At 71.0% G+C, this 19478-nt stretch carries 21 protein-coding genes and 1 pseudogene; 11 read left to right on the top strand and 11 right to left on the bottom strand.

What is annotated here, in order from left to right; translation table 11 throughout:
* Positions 1–8: 8 nt before the first annotated feature.
* Positions 9–1793, bottom strand: a complete 1785-nt coding sequence (locus tag ACH4S9_RS17960; protein ID WP_398372810.1) for an IlvD/Edd family dehydratase — start codon at positions 1791–1793, stop codon at positions 9–11.
* Between the two features lie 136 nt (positions 1794–1929).
* Between ACH4S9_RS17960 and ACH4S9_RS17955 the strand changes: the two genes are divergently transcribed.
* A complete protein-coding gene (locus ACH4S9_RS17955; RefSeq protein WP_385338730.1) occupies positions 1930–3246 on the top strand; it encodes an MFS transporter in 1317 nt (438 codons plus the stop codon).
* Positions 3247–3546: 300 nt separating this feature from the next.
* Positions 3547–4068 (top strand): GNAT family N-acetyltransferase, encoded by a 522-nt coding sequence (locus tag ACH4S9_RS17950; protein WP_398372808.1) that lies wholly within the window; start codon positions 3547–3549, stop codon positions 4066–4068.
* Positions 4069–4078: 10 nt separating this feature from the next.
* Here ACH4S9_RS17950 and ACH4S9_RS17945 read toward each other — a convergent pair whose 3' ends face one another.
* Together ACH4S9_RS17945 and ACH4S9_RS17940 are read right to left on the bottom strand one after the other, a co-directional pair.
* Positions 4079–4780 (bottom strand): 2-phosphosulfolactate phosphatase, encoded by a 702-nt coding sequence (locus ACH4S9_RS17945; protein WP_398373018.1) that lies wholly within the window; start codon positions 4778–4780, stop codon positions 4079–4081.
* Between the two features lie 126 nt (positions 4781–4906).
* Positions 4907–5488, bottom strand: a complete 582-nt coding sequence (locus ACH4S9_RS17940) for a TetR/AcrR family transcriptional regulator (RefSeq protein WP_398372806.1) — start codon at positions 5486–5488, stop codon at positions 4907–4909.
* An 87-nt stretch (positions 5489–5575) separates the two neighbouring features.
* Here ACH4S9_RS17940 and ACH4S9_RS17935 point away from each other — a divergent pair, with 87 nt between their 5' ends.
* On the top strand, positions 5576–6769 hold the full coding sequence (locus ACH4S9_RS17935) for an MFS transporter (protein WP_398372804.1): 1194 nt from the start codon (positions 5576–5578) through the stop codon (positions 6767–6769).
* Positions 6770–6834: 65 nt separating this feature from the next.
* On the opposite strand, the gene ACH4S9_RS17930 is transcribed toward ACH4S9_RS17935, so the two are convergent.
* The 6 genes from ACH4S9_RS17930 to ACH4S9_RS17905 all read right to left on the bottom strand — a co-directional run bounded on the left by ACH4S9_RS17930 (position 6835) and on the right by ACH4S9_RS17905 (position 9919).
* A complete protein-coding gene (locus ACH4S9_RS17930) occupies positions 6835–7002 on the bottom strand; it encodes a hypothetical protein (protein ID WP_311721677.1) in 168 nt (55 codons plus the stop codon).
* A gap of 7 nt (positions 7003–7009) precedes the next feature.
* Positions 7010–7672, bottom strand: a complete 663-nt coding sequence (locus ACH4S9_RS17925; RefSeq protein WP_398372802.1) for a class I SAM-dependent methyltransferase — start codon at positions 7670–7672, stop codon at positions 7010–7012.
* A 27-nt stretch (positions 7673–7699) separates the two neighbouring features.
* The gene (locus ACH4S9_RS17920) at positions 7700–8104 is read right to left on the bottom strand and encodes a DUF6188 family protein (protein ID WP_398372800.1); all 405 of its coding nucleotides are present in this window, start codon (positions 8102–8104) and stop codon (positions 7700–7702) included.
* A 240-nt stretch (positions 8105–8344) separates the two neighbouring features.
* A complete protein-coding gene (locus ACH4S9_RS17915; RefSeq protein WP_311721674.1) occupies positions 8345–9175 on the bottom strand; it encodes a hypothetical protein in 831 nt (276 codons plus the stop codon).
* Positions 9172–9540, bottom strand: coding sequence for a TraR/DksA family transcriptional regulator (locus tag ACH4S9_RS17910; protein WP_398372798.1), 369 nt, complete (start codon positions 9538–9540; stop codon positions 9172–9174). The genes ACH4S9_RS17915 and ACH4S9_RS17910 overlap by 4 nt, the downstream gene beginning before the upstream one ends.
* Positions 9541–9589: 49 nt before the next feature.
* The gene (locus ACH4S9_RS17905) at positions 9590–9919 is read right to left on the bottom strand and encodes a TraR/DksA C4-type zinc finger protein (protein WP_311721672.1); all 330 of its coding nucleotides are present in this window, start codon (positions 9917–9919) and stop codon (positions 9590–9592) included.
* Between the two features lie 433 nt (positions 9920–10352).
* Between ACH4S9_RS17905 and ACH4S9_RS17900 the strand changes: the two genes are divergently transcribed.
* The 7 genes and pseudogenes from ACH4S9_RS17900 to ACH4S9_RS17870 all read left to right on the top strand — a co-directional run.
* Positions 10353–11315, top strand: a complete 963-nt coding sequence (locus tag ACH4S9_RS17900) for a histidine kinase (protein ID WP_352130221.1) — start codon at positions 10353–10355, stop codon at positions 11313–11315.
* A gap of 2 nt (positions 11316–11317) precedes the next feature.
* Positions 11318–12040, top strand: coding sequence for a response regulator (locus ACH4S9_RS17895; protein WP_398372795.1), 723 nt, complete (start codon positions 11318–11320; stop codon positions 12038–12040).
* Between the two features lie 79 nt (positions 12041–12119).
* Complete coding sequence (locus ACH4S9_RS17890; RefSeq protein ID WP_398372793.1) at positions 12120–12560, top strand: hypothetical protein; 441 nt, start codon at positions 12120–12122, stop codon at positions 12558–12560.
* Between the two features lie 71 nt (positions 12561–12631).
* Positions 12632–14944 carry a protein translocase subunit SecD gene (secD, locus tag ACH4S9_RS17885; RefSeq protein ID WP_398372791.1) on the top strand — a complete coding sequence of 771 codons (2313 nt, stop codon included), beginning with the start codon at positions 12632–12634 and terminating at the stop codon, positions 14942–14944.
* A gap of 16 nt (positions 14945–14960) precedes the next feature.
* Positions 14961–15125, top strand: a complete 165-nt coding sequence (locus ACH4S9_RS17880; protein ID WP_311721667.1) for a hypothetical protein — start codon at positions 14961–14963, stop codon at positions 15123–15125.
* 37 nt (positions 15126–15162) lie between these two features.
* Complete coding sequence (locus ACH4S9_RS17875) at positions 15163–15804, top strand: NAD(P)-binding domain-containing protein (RefSeq protein ID WP_361181869.1); 642 nt, start codon at positions 15163–15165, stop codon at positions 15802–15804.
* A 147-nt stretch (positions 15805–15951) separates the two neighbouring features.
* Positions 15952–16818 (top strand): annotated as a pseudogene (locus ACH4S9_RS17870) (amidohydrolase); the annotation flags it as partial.
* 45 nt (positions 16819–16863) lie between these two features.
* Here ACH4S9_RS17870 and ACH4S9_RS17865 read toward each other — a convergent pair.
* On the bottom strand, positions 16864–17721 hold the full coding sequence (locus ACH4S9_RS17865) for an alpha/beta fold hydrolase (protein WP_398372788.1): 858 nt from the start codon (positions 17719–17721) through the stop codon (positions 16864–16866).
* Positions 17722–17798: 77 nt separating this feature from the next.
* Here ACH4S9_RS17865 and ACH4S9_RS17860 point away from each other — a divergent pair, with 77 nt between their 5' ends.
* On the top strand, positions 17799–18695 hold the full coding sequence (locus ACH4S9_RS17860; RefSeq protein WP_385338763.1) for a helix-turn-helix domain-containing protein: 897 nt from the start codon (positions 17799–17801) through the stop codon (positions 18693–18695).
* Between the two features lie 91 nt (positions 18696–18786).
* On the opposite strand, the gene ACH4S9_RS17855 is transcribed toward ACH4S9_RS17860, so the two are convergent.
* Complete coding sequence (locus tag ACH4S9_RS17855) at positions 18787–19374, bottom strand: HD domain-containing protein (protein WP_358842964.1); 588 nt, start codon at positions 19372–19374, stop codon at positions 18787–18789.
* Positions 19375–19478: the final 104 nt, after the last annotated feature.

The raw sequence follows: 19478 nt of genomic DNA, 5'->3' as shown, positions 1-19478 counted from the left end.
TGAAGGCCTCAGAACGCCTGCCGCGGCGGGGCGGAATCGGTGGAGCCGACCAGGAAGTCGAGATCGGCGCCGGTGTCGGCCTGGGTGACATGCCGGGTGTAGAGATACGTCCAGCCGCGGTCGGCGGGCGGCTTCGGCGGTTGCCACTCGGCCCGCCGTTCGTCCAGTTCGGCGTCCTCGACCAGCACGTCCAGGCGCCGCTCCGGTACGTCGAGGCGGACCCGGTCCCCCGTGCGTATCAGCGCCAGCGGGCCGCCGACCGCCGCCTCCGGGGCGACGTGCAGCACGCAGGTGCCGAAGGCCGTGCCGGACATGCGCGCGTCGGAGATCCGCACCATGTCCCGGACCCCGGCGTCGAGGAGCTTCTTGGGGAGCGGCAGATTGCCCACCTCAGGCATCCCGGGGTAGCCGCGCGGGCCGGTGTTGCGTACGACGAGGACGGTGTCGGCGGTGACATCGAGGTCGTCGTCCTCGGCGACGGCCAGGTACTCCTCCAGGGAGTCGAAGACCAGGGCGGGGCCGGTGTGCCGGAGCAGTGCCGGGTCGGCCGCGGACTGCTTGACGACCGCGCCGTCGGGCGCGAGGTTGCCACGGACCACGGCGGTGCCGGTGCCGGCGGGCTGCACCGGATGGTCGAGCGGGCGGATCACCTCACGGTCGTACACCTCGGCGCCCGCGCAGTTGTCGACGAGGCTCCTGCCGGTCACCGTGACGGTGTCCTGGTGCAGCCGGTCCCGCAGATCGTTGATGAGGGCGGGCAGCCCGCCGGCGTATGCGAACTCCTCCATCAGGAAGCGTCCGGACGGCATCAGGTCCACCAGCAGGGGCAGTTCGGCGCCGAGCCGGTCGAAGTCGTCGAGCGCGAGCGGTACGCCGAGGCGGCCGGCCAGGGCGAGGAGGTGCACGACGGCGTTGGTGGAGCCGCCGATCGCCGCGTTGACCCGAATGGCGTTCTCGAACGCCTCACGGGTCATGATCCGGCCGGGAGTGAGGGCGCTGCCCGCGAGTTCGACGGCACGGGCGCCGGTGGCCTCGGCGAGTGTGCCGCGGCGGGCGTCCACGGCGGGCAGCCCGGAGGCGCCCGGCAGCATCATGCCCAGCGCCTCGGCGAGACAGGCCATCGTCGAAGCGGTGCCCATGGTCATGCAGTGGCCCGCCGAGCGGTTCAGCGAGGACTCGAACTCGGTGAACTCCTCCTGGGTGATCGTGCCCGCCCGCAACTCCTCGGTCATCCGCCAGATGTCCGTACCCGAGCCGACGTTGCGGCCGCGGAACCGGCCGTTGAGCATCGGACCACCGGTGAAGACGATCGCCGGCACCCCGGCGCTCGCGGCGCCCATCAGCGCGGCGGGGGTGGTCTTGTCGCAGCCGGTCAGGAGGACGACGGCGTCCAGCGGATTGGCCCGGATCTGCTCCTCGATCTCCATGGCGGCGAGGTTGCGGTAGAGCATCGAGGTCGGGCGGAGGAACGGCTCGCCCAGCGACATCGCGGGGAACTCCAGCGGGAAACCGCCCGACTGGAGCACACCGCGCCTCACGGCGTCGGCGAGGATCTGCAAGTGGCCGTTGCACGGCGTCAGTTCGGAGTACGTGTTGCAGATGCCGATGACGGGGCGGCCGTCGAAGTTATGACCGCCGCGGCCCATGGCGCGCAGATGGTGGCGCGAGATGAAACCGTTCTTCCCCCCGTCGCCGAACCAGGCGCGGCTGCGTAGGGGGGCGGCGCCGCCGGCCTTGGCGGTGGTGGTGGCGCTGTCGGCGGTGGCGGTGGGCAGGGGGTCGAGCGCGGCCATGCGCGATGTCCTTTCCGTGCGCTGAGGTGGCCGTGACCAAGCTGTGTCCCATCCACCTCTTCAATGGTGCTATCAAATCACGATACCGTCCGTCACCGTCCAGAGGATCAACGTCGAACTCCTGGGAGAGAGCCGCGTGGAAGCGAAAGTGATGAAAACGGTCACCTGGCGGCTGATGCCGTTCCTGGTGCTGCTCTATTTGGTCGCCTATGTCGACCGGTCGAACGTCGGGTTCGCCAAGCTGACACTCCAAGACGAACTGGGGCTGTCCAGCGCCGCGTTCACCTTCGGACAGGTCGCGTTCTTCGTCGCGTACGCGATCTTCGAAGTGCCCAGCAACATCCTTCTCGAGCGGTTCGGAGCGCGCCGCTGGTTCACCCGGATCATGGTCAGCTGGGGCCTGGTCACCGTCCTCACGGCCCTGGTCTCCACCAGCTGGCAGTTCTACGCTGCCCGCTTTCTGCTCGGCGTGGCCGAGGCCGGCTTCTACCCCGGCGTCCTCTACTACCTCACCAAGTGGTACCCCTACCGCTACCGGGCGCGGATGACCGGCTGGTTCATGATGGCGTCCCCGCTCGCGTTCATCATCGGCAATCCGCTCATGGGTGCGCTCGGCGACCTGGACGGCACCCTCGGTCTGGAGGGCTGGCAGTGGATCTTCGTTGCCACCGGACTGCCCGCCATATTGCTCGCCTTCGTCACTCTCCGTGTGCTCCCCGATGGGCCGGACGGGGTGCGCTGGCTGTCCGCCGACGAGAAGGGCTGGATCGCCGATGAACTCGCCCGAGAGACGGACGCGCTGGGCGCGGCCCACGAGAACCCGCTGAGCGCACTGCGCGACAAGCGCGTCGTGTGCATGGCGCTGTATTTCCTGTGCTTCCCTCTCGGCGCCTACGGCCTCAGCTTCTGGCTGCCGACCATCGTCGACGGCTTCGGGGGCCTGTCCTCCACGGCCACCGGCTTCATCACCGCCATCCCCTACGTCTTCGTCGCCCTCGGCCTGTACGTCGTGCCGAAGCTCGCCGACCGCAGCGGCTCCCGCTACCCGTGGATCGCCGCCACCACGGCCGTGGGCGCCCTGGGCCTGGCCGCGACCGCGCTGGTGGACAACCACGTGCTACAGATGGCGCTCATCAGCGTGGCCGCGGTGGGCATCTTCGCCGGACAGCCGGTGCTCTGGTCACTGCCGTCCCGGTTCCTCGCGGGCGTTCAGGCCGCCTCGGGCATCGCCATGATCAACGCCGTGGGCAACCTGGGCGGCGGATTCGGCCCCATGGGGATCGGTGTGATCGTGGACCGCACCTCGTCCCCTGTCACCGGTCTGTGGTTCCTGGTCGCCGCGATGGTCGTGGCCACTGTCGCCACCTTCGGCATCAAGCGGCTGATCGAGCGCAGGCCGGTCATCGCGGACACACCGCAGCAGGACACCGAGCGCGGGCGCTCCACGGTCTGATCCACTCCGGCCACCGCCCGGCCACCGCCTGCCCCTCCGCCGGCTCACTCGGCGCCCAGGCCGCCGAAGCAGCCACGGCCGACGCGCCCGAGGCGGAGGGGACCCCACCGGCGAGGCGAGGCCACCCCGAGGGAGGTCCGTGGTGACCAGCCGATGGCGACGGCACGTCGAGGTCCACCGGTGCTGTCAGCGGCCTGACCGCGCAGAGGCTGGAGCGCGGGGCCCCGGCTGGGCCCTGTGCTGGCTATGCTGCCGACTGTGATCAGCGGTGTGACCCCTGAGCCTGTCATCCTTGACGCCATGGAGCTGACTTCCGATCCGGAGCTGGAGGTCCGGTTTGCGGAGTCGGCCCACCGGATGCTGGCGGATCTGGTCGGTGGAGGTGCCGCGCTGGGCTGGGTCGAACCACCCTCGCGGGATGAGGTGGCGGAACTTCTCGGCCACGTCGTCTCTGCGGTGCAGGCCGGGGATGCGGCCCTGCGCGCCGCTTACCTCGACCGTCGGCTGGTCGGGTTGGGGTACTGGCTGCGCTATGCCCGACCGACTCATCGGCCACACGCCGATCTGGAGAAGATCGCGGTAGCTCCTGCTGTCCATGGTCGTGGTGTCGGTCGGGCGCTGACCGCTGCCTTGATCACTGACGCCCGGGAGGTGGGGATCGAGGTCCTCACCCTGGACGCCCGGGGCGACAACGCCAATGCCCTACACCTCTACCGGTCGCTGGGCTTCACGGAATACGGCCGTCTGCCCGGCTTCGTCGCCGTCGGCGAACGCCGCTACGACAAGGTCTTCTACATGCTGGACTTTCGACAGCGAGGCTGACCACTGCCGCCTACCCCTGCCCGGCTTCGGCCGGCGAAGGCACGGCGCACCGACGCAGGACCATGAGCGAGTCTTCCAAGGCCGCCACCATGGCAAAGGGAAACCGGTCGAGCTCAAGACAGAGTGCGACGTCATCAGGATGGACTCCTTGACGCACACCCTCCGCCAGCTCGGCAGCGGCGCGCGACTCGGCAGCGCGGCGGAGGAACTCAGCAGCGTCCGTCCCAGCCGCGGTGACCCTGCGAGCGATGTATTGAGCACACGCCAGATCTTCATCGGCCTGCCCATCTTCGCCAGTGACCACGAACGTGACACTGTCACTCTTGCGCGTCCGCAAGAGCCGAGCCGTTGCCTCCGCCACCACGAAGCCGGCGCACAGCACCAGCGACGCCTCCTTGACCGCAAGGGCGCCGACCGTCCCTGCCGTGGTCTTCTGCACAACGGTCCGTCCGCCAAGGTCAACAGACCGCAGCAGGCCCGGCGAGTTGACCATGTCGAACCCGGGCGCGGGCGGACCGTCTTTGAGCGCCACCCAATCCGGGTGGCGAGCCTTGAGCGCCAGAGCGTCGTCCAGCGACTCAGCAAGAACGATCTTCTCCGCCCCCTGGGCAAAGGCCCAAGCAGCCACGGTGAAAGCACGCATGACGTCGACTACGACCGCCACGGACGGGGCCTCGACCAGCTCAGCGATGCCAACGAAACGAGTGTCCATTCCGATCATGATCACGCACGCCCGGCCCAAAGCGGCCAGTGAGTGATCCACGTCATATCGACGGTCTCGGAATGCGACACACACCTGCTCTACGCCGCGGCGACGCCCGCGGCGAAGGCGAGGAGATCAGAGCTGTTCGTCGGGGAGGTGAGGCGCGGCGTCGACGACGGCGTGCACGACTCCGGCGACGAGCTGCCGGTTGAGGGGGGCAGCATCGAAGCGGCGGTGCATGGGCCAGCCCTCGACCAGGGCATCGAGAGCTCGGGCCACTCCGGGGGTGAAGTGCAGGGCGAGGCTCTCGCGGCTGCGCGCCAGCCAGGAGCGGGTGGTTGCGGCTACCGCGGTGTTGTGGTTGGCGTAGGCGTACATCTCGAAGATGAGCGTCATGTCGCGGTCAGTGGCATAGGCCGGCCCGCAGATCAGCTCGACCACGGCCGCCTCCGCCTCCGCGGTCGACCCGGCGCTGGCCACGGTGCGGCGGTAGAGCTGGGACATCGTGTCGGCGAGGCGGGCGAACGCCAGCGCCAGCAGATCGTCCATGCCGTCGAAGTAGTACGTCAGCGAGCCCAGAGGGACGCCGGCCCGTGAAGCGATCTTGCGATGGGTCGTCCGGTGAACACCACCCTCGGCGATGACGTCGAGGGCGGCATCGAGAATCCGGTCCCTGCGTCCGGGGTCGTTCGGGATCGCGCGCCGTGTGCCGCTCACGCCCCCAATCTGTCACAAGGCGACTCCACCCAAGTGTGTACGATCGTACAGACTTCTGTGTTCGGTCATCTCCTGGAGGCATTCCCCGTGACTGTCAGCCCCGGCCGGCGTCGGACCGCCGCGTTCGCCCTGTTCTTCCTGCCCGGCCTGGCCATGGCGTCCTGGGTGACCCGCACCCCCGACGTGCGCGACCTGCTCGGGGCCTCCACCGGACGCATGGGCCTGGTCCTGTTCGGGCTCTCGGTCGGGTCCATGGCGGGCATCCTGTGCTCGGGGCCGCTCGTTGCCCGCTGGGGCGCCCGGCCCCTCATCGCCGCCGGAACACTGGCGACCGCCGCGGGGTCCGGTGTCATCGGCCTGGGGGCCGCTGCGGGCGCGGACGCGGTCGTGGCCCTCGGGCTCGGACTGATCGGCCTCGGGATGGGCGGCGGCGAGGTGGCCCTCAACATCGAAGGGGCGGAGGTGGAACGGCTGCTCGGCCGTTCCACCCTCCCCGCGATGCACGGCTTCTACAGTCTCGGCACGGTGGTCGGCGCGGCCGGCGGCATGATTCTGACCGCCGTCTCGTTCCCCGTCCTGTGGCATCTGGCCATCGTCACCGCCGTGGTACTGGCCGTACTGGCACCGACGATCCGATATGTTCCCGCCGGAGTGGGCCGACGAACCGGCAACGGCAGCGGCAGCGGCACGCCCGCGCAGGCCTCCGCGCGCCCCGCGGTGTGGAGGGAGCCGAGGCTCCTGCTCATCGGCGGCATCATCCTCGCCCTTGCCATGGCCGAGGGAACGGCCAACGACTGGCTGCCGCTGGTCATGGTCGACGGCCATGGCTTCGACCCGGCGCTCGGATCGGCCGTGTACGTGGTCTTCGCGGCCTCGATGACCGTCGGCCGCTTCGCCGGCGGCCGATTCGTCGACCGCTACGGACGCGCGGCCGCCCTGTGCGCCAGCGCGGTCATCGGCGCCGTCGGCATCGCACTCGTGATCCTCGTCGACAACCAGGCCGTCGCGGCAGCGGCCGCCGTCCTGTGGGGCATCGGCGCGTCCCTGGGTTTCCCCGTCGCGCTCTCCGCGGCCGGCGACTCCGGCGACAACTCCGCCGCAAGGGTCTCCCTCGCCGCCACCCTCGGCTACGTCGCCTTCCTCGTCGGGCCTCCCTCACTCGGCCAGCTCGGCGAGCACTTCGGACTCCGCAACGCACTGTTCCTGGTCCTGATACTCGTGCTGGCCGCGTCCTTCGCCACACCCGCCGCCCGCACAACCGACCCTGCACATACTCCGTGAACAGCGCCGACGAACGGACGGCACCACACGAGGCGGAGGCGGGATTGTCCCGCCGGCAAGTGGGCTCAGGCGTGACCTTCGCTCTCTTCGAGGGCGCTGATGGCGGTCGCGGTGAGGCTGTACGTGATGTGGTCGCGCATGAGCTGGGCGGCCTCGGCGGCCGGGGGCTGACAGCCGCCACGGAGGCCCTGGGCGGCTCGGTGACCGCCCTCGACGTCGGTGACCGATGCCAAAACGGCATCAGGCCGGGCTGTGCCCGGCGGGAGCGTCGTAAACCAGGCTGTACCGCCAGAACAGGCGACGCCGGATCCGGGCGCCGGGCAGCTCCTGCGCGGCCGCGGCCCGGATGTCCTCCAGGGTCTCCTGCGGAAGAGCGGTAGGCGCCGTCATGTGCAGGGGCAGCGCAACGGCACGGGCCGGATGCTTGACCAGCCCCATGACCGGATTCACGAGCACGGCCAGGTGGGAGACGAGGAGATCGACAGGCCCGGTCTCCCGATAGCAGCCGACGACCACGAGGCGCCCGCCCGGAGCGAGGCAGCCGCGCAGCTCCCGCAAAGTGGACACCAGCGGCAGGTGGTGCAGGACGGCGACCAGGGTGATCGCGTCGAAGCGCCGCCGCGGGTCGCGCCCGGCGAAGCCGGCTTCAACGATGGTGACCGCGGGGTCGTCGGCGAAGCGCTCCGCCGCGGCGCGGGCCATCTGGGGGGAGGGTTCGAGCCCGGTGACGGTGACAGCCCGACGGCGCAGAAGCGCGGCAAGATTCCCCGCGCCGCACCCGACGTCGAGGACGTGGCGAGCCCCGGACCCGGCCACCCGGCGCGCGATCCAGGGGCCGTAGTGGTCGTTGTGACTCCATGGGTGCCGTTGATTGAAACGGTGGAGGTAAGAAATCAGCGCCATGGGGCCACGGTAGACAGGAGCGGCTGCTCAGCCACTTCGTCGATCGGACATCCTCACGCCACCACCCGCCACGGGGCTGATGAAGTGGCGCCCCCGGAGGGCGACGATCCAGCCCAAGCCCTCGGGCACCACCGGAACGTCCAATCGCCACCCGCCGGCAAACCGAACCTTCAGCGCACCCGAATCGGATACATGAACCTCAGCGACCACCTGATCGAGCAGCAGCGTCACCTTGTCCAGATTGATTCGGCCCGCGGCGTGAATGGCATAGGCCTCCCCGCCGGCCGTCAACTCGGCCGGGCTGTGCACCTCGATCCCATGCGAACCAATGTGCAGCCGCATCACGCTGCCGACGACCACCTCGCCGACGCCCACCCCACGTATCGAGCGGACGTCCCAGCCGTCCTCCACGCGATCAATCCCGTTCCTCATAGCGCAAGGCTACGGACCTGAACCGGCCAAGTGACACGCGAGGCTGGGCTGCCCGCGAGTCATGGTCAGGAGTTGTGGACTGACGAGTGTTCGGGCGGTGTCCCGCATGACTGCGCGTACGCAAGTCAAGCTCGCTGAATGGCGATTGGCACGGATGCGCGGTTGCGTGAGGCTGTCGATCATCTGCCGGCGGATGCTTGAGGAACCGGCTGAGCCGCGCGCCCCTTGAGGCCGCGGGGCTCATCCGGACTGCGGGCCGGGGCCGGGCGGGGACGTGCCGCCGGCCGAGGGATGGGCGTGCGCGGCGTGCAGGATCGTGGCGGCGCCGCGGATCGCGGCGGTGTGCGGTGCGGGGACCGCCCGCATTGGCGCGTGCAGGCCGCCGATGAGCCGGCGGGTGAGGTCGGGGCGCAGTGCGCCGCCGCCGGCCAGGAGGGCGCCGCGGCTCAGGGCTTCGGCGGTGAGGGACGTACGGTCCTGCCGGAGCATTGAGGTGATCATGACGGTGATGGCCTCGCTGACCTCCGCCGTGGTGCCGGCGCCGGAGAGGTCGCTGGTGCCCAGGGTGGTGCGGCGGGCGTCGAAGACGACGCCGTCGACGAGGAGGACCACTTCGGTGAGGTGGGCGCCGACGTCCACCACGAGCAGCGGCAGGGAGAGGTCGGCGTCCGCGGCCAGGGCGATGGCGCGTGCGGTGGGGACGGTCAGGACCGCGCGCGGGCGCAGCACCTCCACGGCGGTGCGGGCACGTTCGCGGTAGCCGGGGCCGTCCAGCACGGGCGTGGTGACCATCACCAGCGGGCGGGTGAGGCGGGGCAGACGGTGGCCGAGCAGCCGGTCGAGCATCCGGGCCGTTCCCGGAACGTCGACGATGGCGCCGCGCCGGATCGGGTGGACAACCCCGGGGAAGGTGACGGTGGGCACGTCGAAGATCAGTCCGCGGCCGGCCATCCAGGCGCGGGTGCGGGCGCTGCCCAGGTCGAGGGCGAGGCCGCAGCACTGCCGGCACAACGGCCAAGGCTGGTGCCGGTGCCGGGCGGTGGAGTCGGCCCGGCGGCGGATGACGGTCATCGTCCGGCCTCCCGTACCTGCTGGCACCGTGCGCAGTAACGGTCCTGCGGAACGATCATCAGGAGTTCGCGTTCGACGGAGCGCCGGCACAGGTGGCAGCTGCCGTAGCGGCCCTCGGCGATGCGTTGCAGCGCCGCCTCCACGTCGGCGAGGACCATGCACGCGGAGGCGGCGAGTTTCCCCTGCACTTCGGCCTGTGCCGCAGAGCGGCACAGGCGCGGGTCCGCGGCGTGGGGCGCCGCGGCTATCTGCCGCAGCTGCTCCTGGCGGAACAGGCGCTGTTCGCGCAGGTTCTCCCGCAGCGCGGCGAGGTCCTCGGGCGACAGGTGCGCGGGACGGTCGCCGATGATCTGGTGGTTCACCACTTCACCCCTTTGAGCAGCGCGGAGACGAAGGCGGGTGGGACAGGGCCGGTCAGGCCGCGGCGCGGCGCCGGCAGGCGACGCAGTGCCGGGTGTAGGGGAGGATCTCCAGGCGTTCGGCGGGGACGGGCTTGGCACAGCCCTGGCAGGTGCCGTAGGAGCCGTCGTCGACGCGGACGAACGCCTCGTCGATCTCGGTGAGGACCTGCCGGATCGCCTCCGCCTGCACGGACATCAGATGGTCGTCCGTGCTCTGCCCGGTCTCGTCGATGGCGCGCAGCTGGGCAAGGCGGCTGTTGCGGGCGTGTTCGAGGCGCTGACGGGCCTCGTGAGCGGTCAGCCGCTCGGGGCGGGGATCGGTCTGGGCGGTGTCGAGCGGCACGATGAGGTCCTTTCCCGGAAGCGTGGAAGCGTGGAGCGTGGAGCGCGGAAACGTAAAAGCGCGCTGCGCGCGGCAGCGGCCGCCCGGTTCCGCCGACCCCCGTCTCCACGACCGCGGCACGGGCCGAACCGGGCGGCTCGGTCACCTTCGACTCTGCTCGGCCCGGCGCCGGAAGCCCATCGGGCGCGGACCCCATTTGCCCGGGACAGCGGTGACCACGAGGCGATGGCGGGGAACGGCGGATGGGTACCCGGTGACCTCGGATATGGGTGGCGTGCCCCATCGACCGCGCGCGATGCGGGAGGCAGGCTGGGGCGGGATCGGTCGCGACCAGTCGCGGCAGCTCCGCCAGGGGTGCGATGCGGATGACCGACAGCGGATGACCGACAGTAGAGGTGATCACAGTCGGGTCGCAGAAGGAGGAGTTTCCGCGGTGTCGCTGTTCTGGCGGATCTTCGGGCTCAACGCCCTGGTGCTCGGCGCCGCGACGGCGCTGCTGCTGTGGGCGCCGGTGACCGTCTCCGTGCCGGTGGTGCTGACCGAGGCGGTCATCCTGGTCGGCGGTCTCGCCGTCATGCTGGTCGCCAACGGCACCCTGCTGCGCTGGGGCCTGGCCCCGCTGGGCCGGCTGACCAGGCTGATGACCACCGTCGACCTGCTGCGCCCCGGCCAGCGGCTGCCCGTGCCCGGCGCCGGTGCCGGCAGCGAGGTGACCGAGCTGATCCGCACCTTCAACGCCATGCTCGACCGGCTGGAGCACGAGCGCGCCACGTCCAGCGCCCGGGTGCTGCTGGCCCAGGAGGCGGAACGCCGCCGTATCGCCCAGGAGCTGCACGACGAGGTCGGACAGAGCATGACCGCGATCCTGCTGGTGCTCAAGCGCGCCGCGGACGACTCCCCCGAGCCGCTGCGCGAGGACCTCCAGCAGGCCCAGGAGATCACCCGGGAGAGCCTGGACGAGGTCCGCCGCCTGGTGCGGCGCCTGCGGCCCGGTGTCCTGGACGACCTGGGCCTGGTCAGTGCGCTGACCTCGCTCACACAGGACTTCGCCACCCACACCGGGCTGCGGGTCGTACGCCGCCTCGACGCCGATCTGCCCACCCTCGACCGAGAGAGCGAGCTCGTCCTGTACCGGGTGGCTCAGGAGAGCCTGACGAATGTGGCCCGCCATGCGGACGCGCATCGGGCCGAGGTGAGCCTGTACCGCGCGGGTGAGGCGGTGGTGCTGGAGATCGCCGACGACGGCCGCGGTATCGAGGCCGCCTGCGAAGGCGCCGGGATCCGCGGTATGCGCGAACGGGCCCTGCTCACCGGAGCCACCTTGGACATCACCTCCACACCCGGCACCGGCACCCGGATCCGCCTGATCACCCCCGTCCCCAGGAAGCAGTCCTGACCATGCACGATCCGACCTCGCCCGAACCCACCACGGCCCCGGCACCGGCTCCCACGGCCCCGGCTTCCACGGCCGCGACGCCGATCCACATCCTGCTCGCCGACGACCACGCCCTGGTACGCCGCGGTGTGCGGCTGATCCTCGACCGGGAACCCGATCTGGAGGTCGTCGCCGAGGCCGGGGACGGCGCCGAGGCCATCGAGGCCGCCCGGAGCCAGGAGATCGACCTGGCCGTGCTCGACATCGCCATGCCGCGCCTGACCGGTTTGCAGGCCGCCCGTGAGCTGGTGGCGCTCAAACCGAGCCTGCGCATCCTGATGCTGACGATGCATGACAACGAGCAGTACCTCTTCCAGGCGCTCAAGGCCGGGGCCTGCGGCTATGTGCTGAAATCCGTCGCCGACCGCGATCTGGTCGCCGCCTGCCGGGCCGCGATGCGCAACGAGCCGTTCCTCTACCCCGGCGCGGTCACCGCCCTCATCCGCAATTACCTGGACCGCGTCCGGCACGGCGAGGAGAACCCCGACCAGTTCCTCACCCCTCGCGAGGAGGAAGTCCTCAAACTCGTCGCCGAGGGGCACTCCTCCAAGGAGATCGCCGAGATCCTGTTCATCAGCGTCAAGACCGTGCACCGCCACCGGGCCAACCTCCTGCACAAACTCGGGCTGCACGACCGGCTGGAGCTGACCCGCTACGCCATCCGCGCGGGTCTCGTCGAACCCTGACACCCGCCCTCCCCCACCGGGGCGCCCCGTGTCGAGCACCCGGCAGGAAATCGAACGCCCAGCAGAAAGGGGACGGTGCATGCGCCCAGCACCCCGCACCGTCCCGACCGCCGGTCGTCACGGGCTCCACCGGCTCCACCGCTGCGCGGGAACGCTCATCCTGCTCCTCGCCGTCCTGCTGGCGCTGGTGCCCGCGGATACCGCGCGCGCCGCTTCCGGGCCGGTGCCCGCCCCCGCCACCGCCACCGCCCCGGCGGCCACGCACGCCGCGCGCCCGGACCCCGGGCCCCGCGCGGACGACCCGGGTGCCGCCGGCTGCGCGGCCCAGGCCCGGGTCCGGCACGACCGCCCTTGCGACCGTCCGTACCCGCCGGATCACCACGCCACCGACCCCCGCGGTACGGATGCCGGCCCGGCCGTCGGTATCCGCGCTTCGGCGCCTTCCGCGTGCGCACCCCTCACCTCCGGCCAATCGGCCCACCAGCGCGGCCGGGCACCTCCTGCGCCTTCCGGTACCTGACGCACCCCATCACCCTTTTCCCGTCGCGGCCGCGCGAGCCGCCGCCGCGACGTGCCTGCCGGAGGCTTGTGTTGAAACGCCGGAACGACCAGAACAAACGGAACAGCGGCCGGAACAAGCGGAACAAGTCCCTGCGCGCCCGTGCGCTGATCGCCCTCGCCGTGATCGCCGGATCGCTGGCCATCGCCCTCACCGTGCCGGTCCGCCTCGGCCTCGACCTGCACGGCGGCACCCAGATCATGCTGGAAACCCGCTCCACCCCCACCACCGCAGCCGACGCCGCGGCCACCGACCGCACCCTGGAGGTGCTCCGCGGCCGTATCGACGCGCTCGGCGTGGCCGAGCCGACCCTCGTCCGCTCCGGAGACCAGCGCATCCTCGTCGAGCTGCCCGGTGTTCATGACCCGAAGAAGGCCGCCGATGTGCTGGGCCGCACGGCGCAGCTCACCGTCCACGCGGTCCTCGGCCCGGCTAGGACCTCCGACGGCGCCACCGCCCCGCCGCCCGCCGATCCGGCCGCGGAGCGTGTGCTGCCGGACGAGTCCGGACAGCCCCTGCGGCTGCGAGCCGCCGACCTGACCGGACGGGACGTAGAAGGCGCCGACGCCCGCTTCGACCAGCAGGGCGGTGCCGGATGGCATGTCACCGTCGACTTCACCAAGACCGGTCAGGGCCGGTGGAAGCAGGTCACCGCACGGGCCGCGTGCCATCCGGCCGACGATCCGCAGCGCCGGGTCGCCATCGTCCTCGACAACAAGATCATCTCTTCGCCGCAGGTCGACCCCTCCGTGCCGTGCGGGGCCGGTATCCCGGGCGGCACCACCCAGATCACCGGCTCCTTCGACGGCACCGAAGCCCGCGAACTGGCCCTGCTCATCTCCGGCGGCGCCCTGCCCGTACCCGTCGAGACCGTCGAACAGCGCACCGTCGGCGCCACGCTCGGCGACGCGGCCATCGAGGCCGCGGCCTGGGCCGCCGCCATCGGCACCGCACTGACCGCGCTGTTCATCATCGCCGTCTACCGGCTCATGGGTCTGCTCGCGACCGCGGCCCTGGTCTGCTACGGCCTCATCTCGTACGCCGCCCTGGCCGCGCTCGGCGCCACCCTGACCCTGCCGGGCCTCGCCGGGTTCGTCCTGGCGATCGGCATGGCCGTGGACGCCAACGTCCTGGTCTTCGAACGGGCCCGCGAAGAGTACGCGGCCCGCAGCCGCCCCACCCCGCGCTCGGCCCTGACGGCCGGGTTCCGCGGTGCCCTCAGCGCGATCGCCGACTCCAACATCACCACGCTGATCGCCGCGGGCCTCCTGTTCGCCTTCGCCTCCGGCCCGGTACGCGGCTTCGGTATCACCCTCGGCATCGGCGTCCTCGCCTCGATGGTCAGCGCCCTGGTGATCAGCCGGGTGCTCGCCGAATACGCGGTCAACCGCCCCGCGGTCTTCCGCCGCCCTCGTATCACCGGCATCGCGAGCACCGGATGGGTGCGCGACCGGCTGCTGCGCCGCGAGCCGTTCCTGCTGCGCCGTCCGCGTCGCTGGCTGGCCGCCTCCGCCGTCCTCCTCGCCGTGGCCGCGTCGGGCATCCTCGCCCGCGGCCTGGACTTCGGCATCGAGTTCACCGGCGGCCGGCTGATCGAGTACGCCACCAGCACCCCCGTCGAGCCCGACCGGGTCCGCACCGCCCTCACCGACGCCGGGTTCCCCCGCGCGGTCGTGCAGTCCTCCGGCGACACCGGGCTCACGGTGCGCGCCGAGCACCTGACCAACGCCGCCGAGGCCGCCGTCACCGAAACCATCGGCGGCCTCGGCGGCGGGACGGAGAAGATCCGCGACGAGCTGATCGGCCCCAGCATGGGCGACGAACTGCGCCGCAACGCCCTCATCGCCCTCTCTCTCGCGCTGGGCGCCCAACTGCTGTATCTCGCGGTCCGGTTCCGCTGGATCTTCGGGACCGCGGCCGTCGCCGCGCTCGTCCACGACGTGGTGGTCCTCATCGGTGTCTTCGCCTGGCTCGGCAAGCCGATCGACGGGATCTTCCTGGCCGCCCTGCTGACCGTCATCGGCTACTCGGTCAACGACTCCGTCGTCGTCTTCGACCGCGTCCGCGAACTGCTCGCCCGCGACCGCATCACACCGCTTCCCCGTCTGGCGAACCAGGCGATCCTGCAAACCCTGCCCCGCACCGTCAACACCGGTATGGGCGCGGCACTCATCCTCACCGCCCTTGCCGTCCTCGCCGACGACACCCTCACCGACTTCGCCCTCGCCCTGCTCATCGGCCTGGCGATCGGCACCTACTCCTCCGTCTTCATCGCCGCCTCACTCACCGTCGAGCTGCATCCGCACCGGAGCGCGCCGCGCCGCCGGGTGATGACCTCGCATTGAGCGGCATCCTCGAGGTATGGCCACTACGACCACTCCCGCCGTCGAGACCCGGCTGCGGGAGTGGCAGGCGCGGCGCGGGGCGCTGGTCCGCGACCGCGACCCAAAGTTCACGGCCGTCTTCGACACCGTGATGGCCGATACCAGGACGCTCGCCAGTGGCAGCGGCCCGCTGGGGGTGTGAGGGTGGAAGGCATGTGACGTCCATTGAGGAGCGACGCATGATCGTCACCATCGTCGGCGCCGGGAACATGGCCCGCGGCATTGGTGCCCGGGCAATGGCAGGCGGACACTCCGTCCGCCTGCACGATCACAAGAAGGCAAAGGCGGAAGACCTGGCCACCGCCTTGAGCCAGGCCACACCTGGAGCGGAGGTCACGGCGGTCGACGCCGACGCCGCGGCTGATTCCGACGTCGTGGTGCTCGCCCTGCCTTATCCGGCCGGGCGCGACGTCGCCGCCGCGTGGCGCGGCGCCCTGGCAGGAAAGATCGTCGTCGATATCTCCAACCCGGTGGACTTCTCCACCTTCGACTCACTCGTCGTGCCCCCCGGCACCTCGGCCGCCGAACAAATCGCCGCCGCCGCACCGGAGTCCCGGGTCGTCAAGGCGTTCAACACCACCTTCGCCGGGCCGCTCGCCACCGGACAGGTCGCCGGCCGACCCCTGGACGTCTTCGTCGCCGCGGATGACGACACCGCGAAACAGGCCGTGTCGGGCCTGGTCTCATCGGGCGGGATGCGCCCCTTGGACGTAGGACCGCTGCGCCGGGCACGCGAGCTGGAAGCCTTCCAGCTCCTGCACATGGCGTCCCAGGAACGGCTCGGTCTGAACTGGTCGAGCGCCATCGCGATCCTTCCGTGACAGCCGGCGGATCCGCGCGCGTGACCTTCGGCCCGCTCGCGCGCTCGGCAGAGCGGCTGAACTCCGCCTTCTTCGATGGTGGGAGGAAGGGGAGGTGCTGACCCGTGGCCGACTGGCTGTCGCCGGAGAACGTGCCCGGGGTGCCCGTGGCAGGGCACCCTGCTGGCCCTGTTCCAGCCTGCCGAGGAGCCCGGCGACGGCGCCGACCGGATGCTCGCCGACGGGCTCATCGACCGTGTTCCCCGCCCGGACGTCGCATTCGCCCAGCACGTGCTCCCCTATCCCGCCGGACAGGTCGGCACGCGCGCCGGCTCCTTCCTCTCCGCAGCGGACAACATCAAGATCACTGTCCATGGCAGAGGCGCTCATGGATCGGCACCGCAGGCCGCGATCGATCCCGTGGTGATCGCCTCGATGATCGTCGTCCGCCTCCAGACGATCGTCTCGCGCGAGCTGGCCGCCACCCGGCCGGTCGTGCTCACGGTGGGCTCTGTACAGGCGGGCACGAGCGGCAACGTGATCCCGGAGTCGGCCGAGCTGCTGGTCAACGTGCGCACGTACGACGAGGACACCCGCCAGGCCGTTCTGGCCGCGGTACGGCGCATCGTCAGAGCCGAATGCGACGCCTCCGGGGCGACCCGCGAGCCGGAAGTCGAGGAAGGCACCCGTTTTCCGCCGACCGTCAACGACACGGCGTTGACCCGCGAGGTCGCCGCCGCCTTCACCGCGGCCTTCGGGGACCGCGCGGGCACCAGCGAACTACAGGGCGCCAGCGAGGACTTCAGCCGCATCCCGGACGCCTTCGGCATCCCGTACACCTACTGGGCCCTCGGCTGCATCGATCCGGACACGTACCAGGCTGCCCAGCAGCGCGGCACGGTGGCGCAGGACATCCCGGTCAACCACAGCCCCCGCTTCGCCCCGGTCCTCCAGCCCACCCTGGACACCGGCGTACAGGCCCTGGTCGCGGCGGCCCTCACCCGACTTGCACAGCCGGACCACATGAGCCCGTGACTCCTGGGCCAGGGCCGGACCGGCGACGCCGGCGCTTCCGTTCGTTCAGTCCGCCCGTACGGCGTGGATCGCGGTGAAGGCCAGCAGGGGGGTGGCTGTCCGCGGCGGATCCTCGAGCAGGGGCGAGTGCCCGAGACCGGGCAGCAACTCGACCTTCGCGCCCGGAACGGCGCGGTAGTCGGCGGCGGATGAGGATCGCCATCTGCGGTCGTCCTCGCCGAAGATCACCAGTAGCGGCTTGCCCAGGACCGCCAGCCGATCCGGCAGCGCCAGCTGCTCCAGGTAGGAGCGGGTGGCCCGCATCGTCGTGGTGAACGTGTGGGAGGTCATGGCGCGCACCTCATCCAGGAGCTCTTCCGGGAACTGGTAGCCCGCGCGGCTGAAACCAGTGCTCGCGAGCCGGCGGAGCTGCTCGTCGCTCGGCGGCCACTGCGAGGGGCCGATTGCGGCGGACTCCGGTGCGATGAAGGCGTCCAGGCTGGGGCCGGTGTTGACGAGCGCGAGCGCGGTCACCAGGTCGGGCCGCTGTTCGGCGAGGGCGGTGGCGACGACGCCGCCGCTGGAGTGTCCGACGACCACGGAGTGCTCGACGCCGAGCCGGTCCAGTACCGCGCCGGCCCGACGTGCCTGATCCGGGAGCTCGTAGCTGCGGTCGGCCGGTTTGCCCGACCGGCCGTGCCCGAGCAGGTCGATCCGGATGACGCGGTGAGATGCGGTCAGCAGCGGAACCATCAGGTCCCACGAACGGGTCGAGGATGCGGACCCGTGGATGAGCAGGAGTGCGGGGGCGTCGCGGGGGCCGTCCTGGCACACGTAGATGTCGCCGTCGCCCAGCGACAGGGTCGAACTCTCGGTGGCCTCGGCGCCGCCGTTCACATGCGAACCGCCGTCAGAAACAGTCATGAGCCCACTGTCCCCGCCGGTACGCGCCGGTGGATTGGACGAATGTTCCCCTCGGCCGGCTCACCTAGCATGGGACGATGCGGACGTTCGTGCACGGTGAGGTTGTGTGGGGCGTCGCGTGCCCGAGGCGGCCCAGCCGGGTGGCCGGTGTCACTATGGCCGGGTTCCGTGTCCGTGACCTGGACGCGCTCCGGATGGTCCCGCACCCGGCCGTGACACTGCTCCTGGAGTTCGGCGCCGGTTCGCCCGTCGTCGACTGTGCCGCCGGGCGGCAGCAACGGGGAAGCCTCGTCGCCGGGCCCGGGCTCGGGTCCGGAGGCGCGGTCCGGGCTCGGGGAGAGAACGTCGAGTGCGTACAAGTGCGTCTGTCCCCCGTGATCGCACGCGCGGTCCTGGGCGTCTCCCCCGCCGACCTCGACGGGGCCGTCGCGTCCCTGGGCGACCTGTGGGGCCAGGAGGCGTCACGGATCCGCGAGCAACTCGGCGATGTCGCGTCGTGGCAGGATCGCTTCGCGTTGGCGGACGCCCTGCTCGCCCGCCGGCATGAGGCGGGGCCGCCGGTGGACCCGGAGGTGGCCTGGGCCTGGCACCGGATCGTCGTCAGCCGTGGCCTGGCCCGGGTCGACGAACTCGCGGCCGAGGTCGGGTGGAGCCGTAAGCGGCTGTGGTCCCGGTTCCGGTCGCAGCTCGGCCTGCCGCCCAAGCGCGCCGTGAAGCTGGTCCGCTTCGACCATGCCGCGCACCGCCTGGTCGCGGGTGAAGGCGCGGCCCGAGTCGCGGCCGACGCCGGCTACGCCGACCAGTCCCACCTGCATCGGGACGTCAGGGCGTTCACCGGGGCAACCCCCGCGACCATGGCCGGCGAGCCGTTTCTCGCCGTTGACGACATCGCATGGCCCAACCGCGGAACACCCGCAATGCCTCACGTCTCCAGGGATCTCCGGCTCGGGCGCCGGCCGTCTGATCGATCCTGAAGGAGGCCGGGGTCGACCGTCACCGAGTCGGACACCCTGAGCGCGGCGCCGGTCGGGCAGCGGCTGCTCGCCGCGGTGCGCATCTCAGAGGTCACTCTCCGGCCTGTCGCCGGCGCAGTAACTCGGCCGCGATCGAGTATCGCGGTGCCGCGGCCCGGGAGCGGGCGGCATGCTCGACGATCGCGTTCTGGATAAAACGGTCGTCGGCGGGTCGGGGGTATCTGGCGTAGATCGGCTGGAGCATCGCGTCGCCGAGATCGGTGAAGTAGCCGGCGTCGGTGAAGACACCTTTGTGAGTCAGGTAGGTCAGCAGTCCGCACCGGTCGGCGATGCCCAGGGAGGAGTGCAGGGCAATCGCCTCCCACACCCGGTCGACGTCCGCCGCGGCGATGCCGTGCTCGGTCAGCACGGATGCCGCCAGATCGGCGCCCTCCACTTCGAACCGGGCCTGGCCGGCCGCGAGGGTGCCCAGCCCCAGATCGTGCATCACGCAGGCAGCGAAGAGCAGTTTCTCGTCGTAGGCCGCGTCGTTCAGGCAGCATTCCTGCTCGGCTAACAGGCGGGCGAACAGGAAGCTGCGGACGCTGTGGTCGGCGATCGACGTGCTCTCCGCCTTCTGTACGAGGGCGAGGCTCGCGTCGGCCAGCGGCCCCGTGGGCAGGGCGAGTAAGTTGTCCATGCGCCGAACGTAGGAAGGCGGAGCAAGAGCGAGAAGAGGCCCGAGTGCCGTGCATCGCCAGGATCGGGTCATTTCTTCGACGAGTTGATCAGCACCAGGTGGCA

This window comes from Streptomyces sp. NPDC021225 (genome assembly GCF_044332865.1).
Classification (GTDB): domain Bacteria; phylum Actinomycetota; class Actinomycetes; order Streptomycetales; family Streptomycetaceae; genus Streptomyces.
This window is presented reverse-complemented; position numbering and strand designations above follow the sequence as displayed.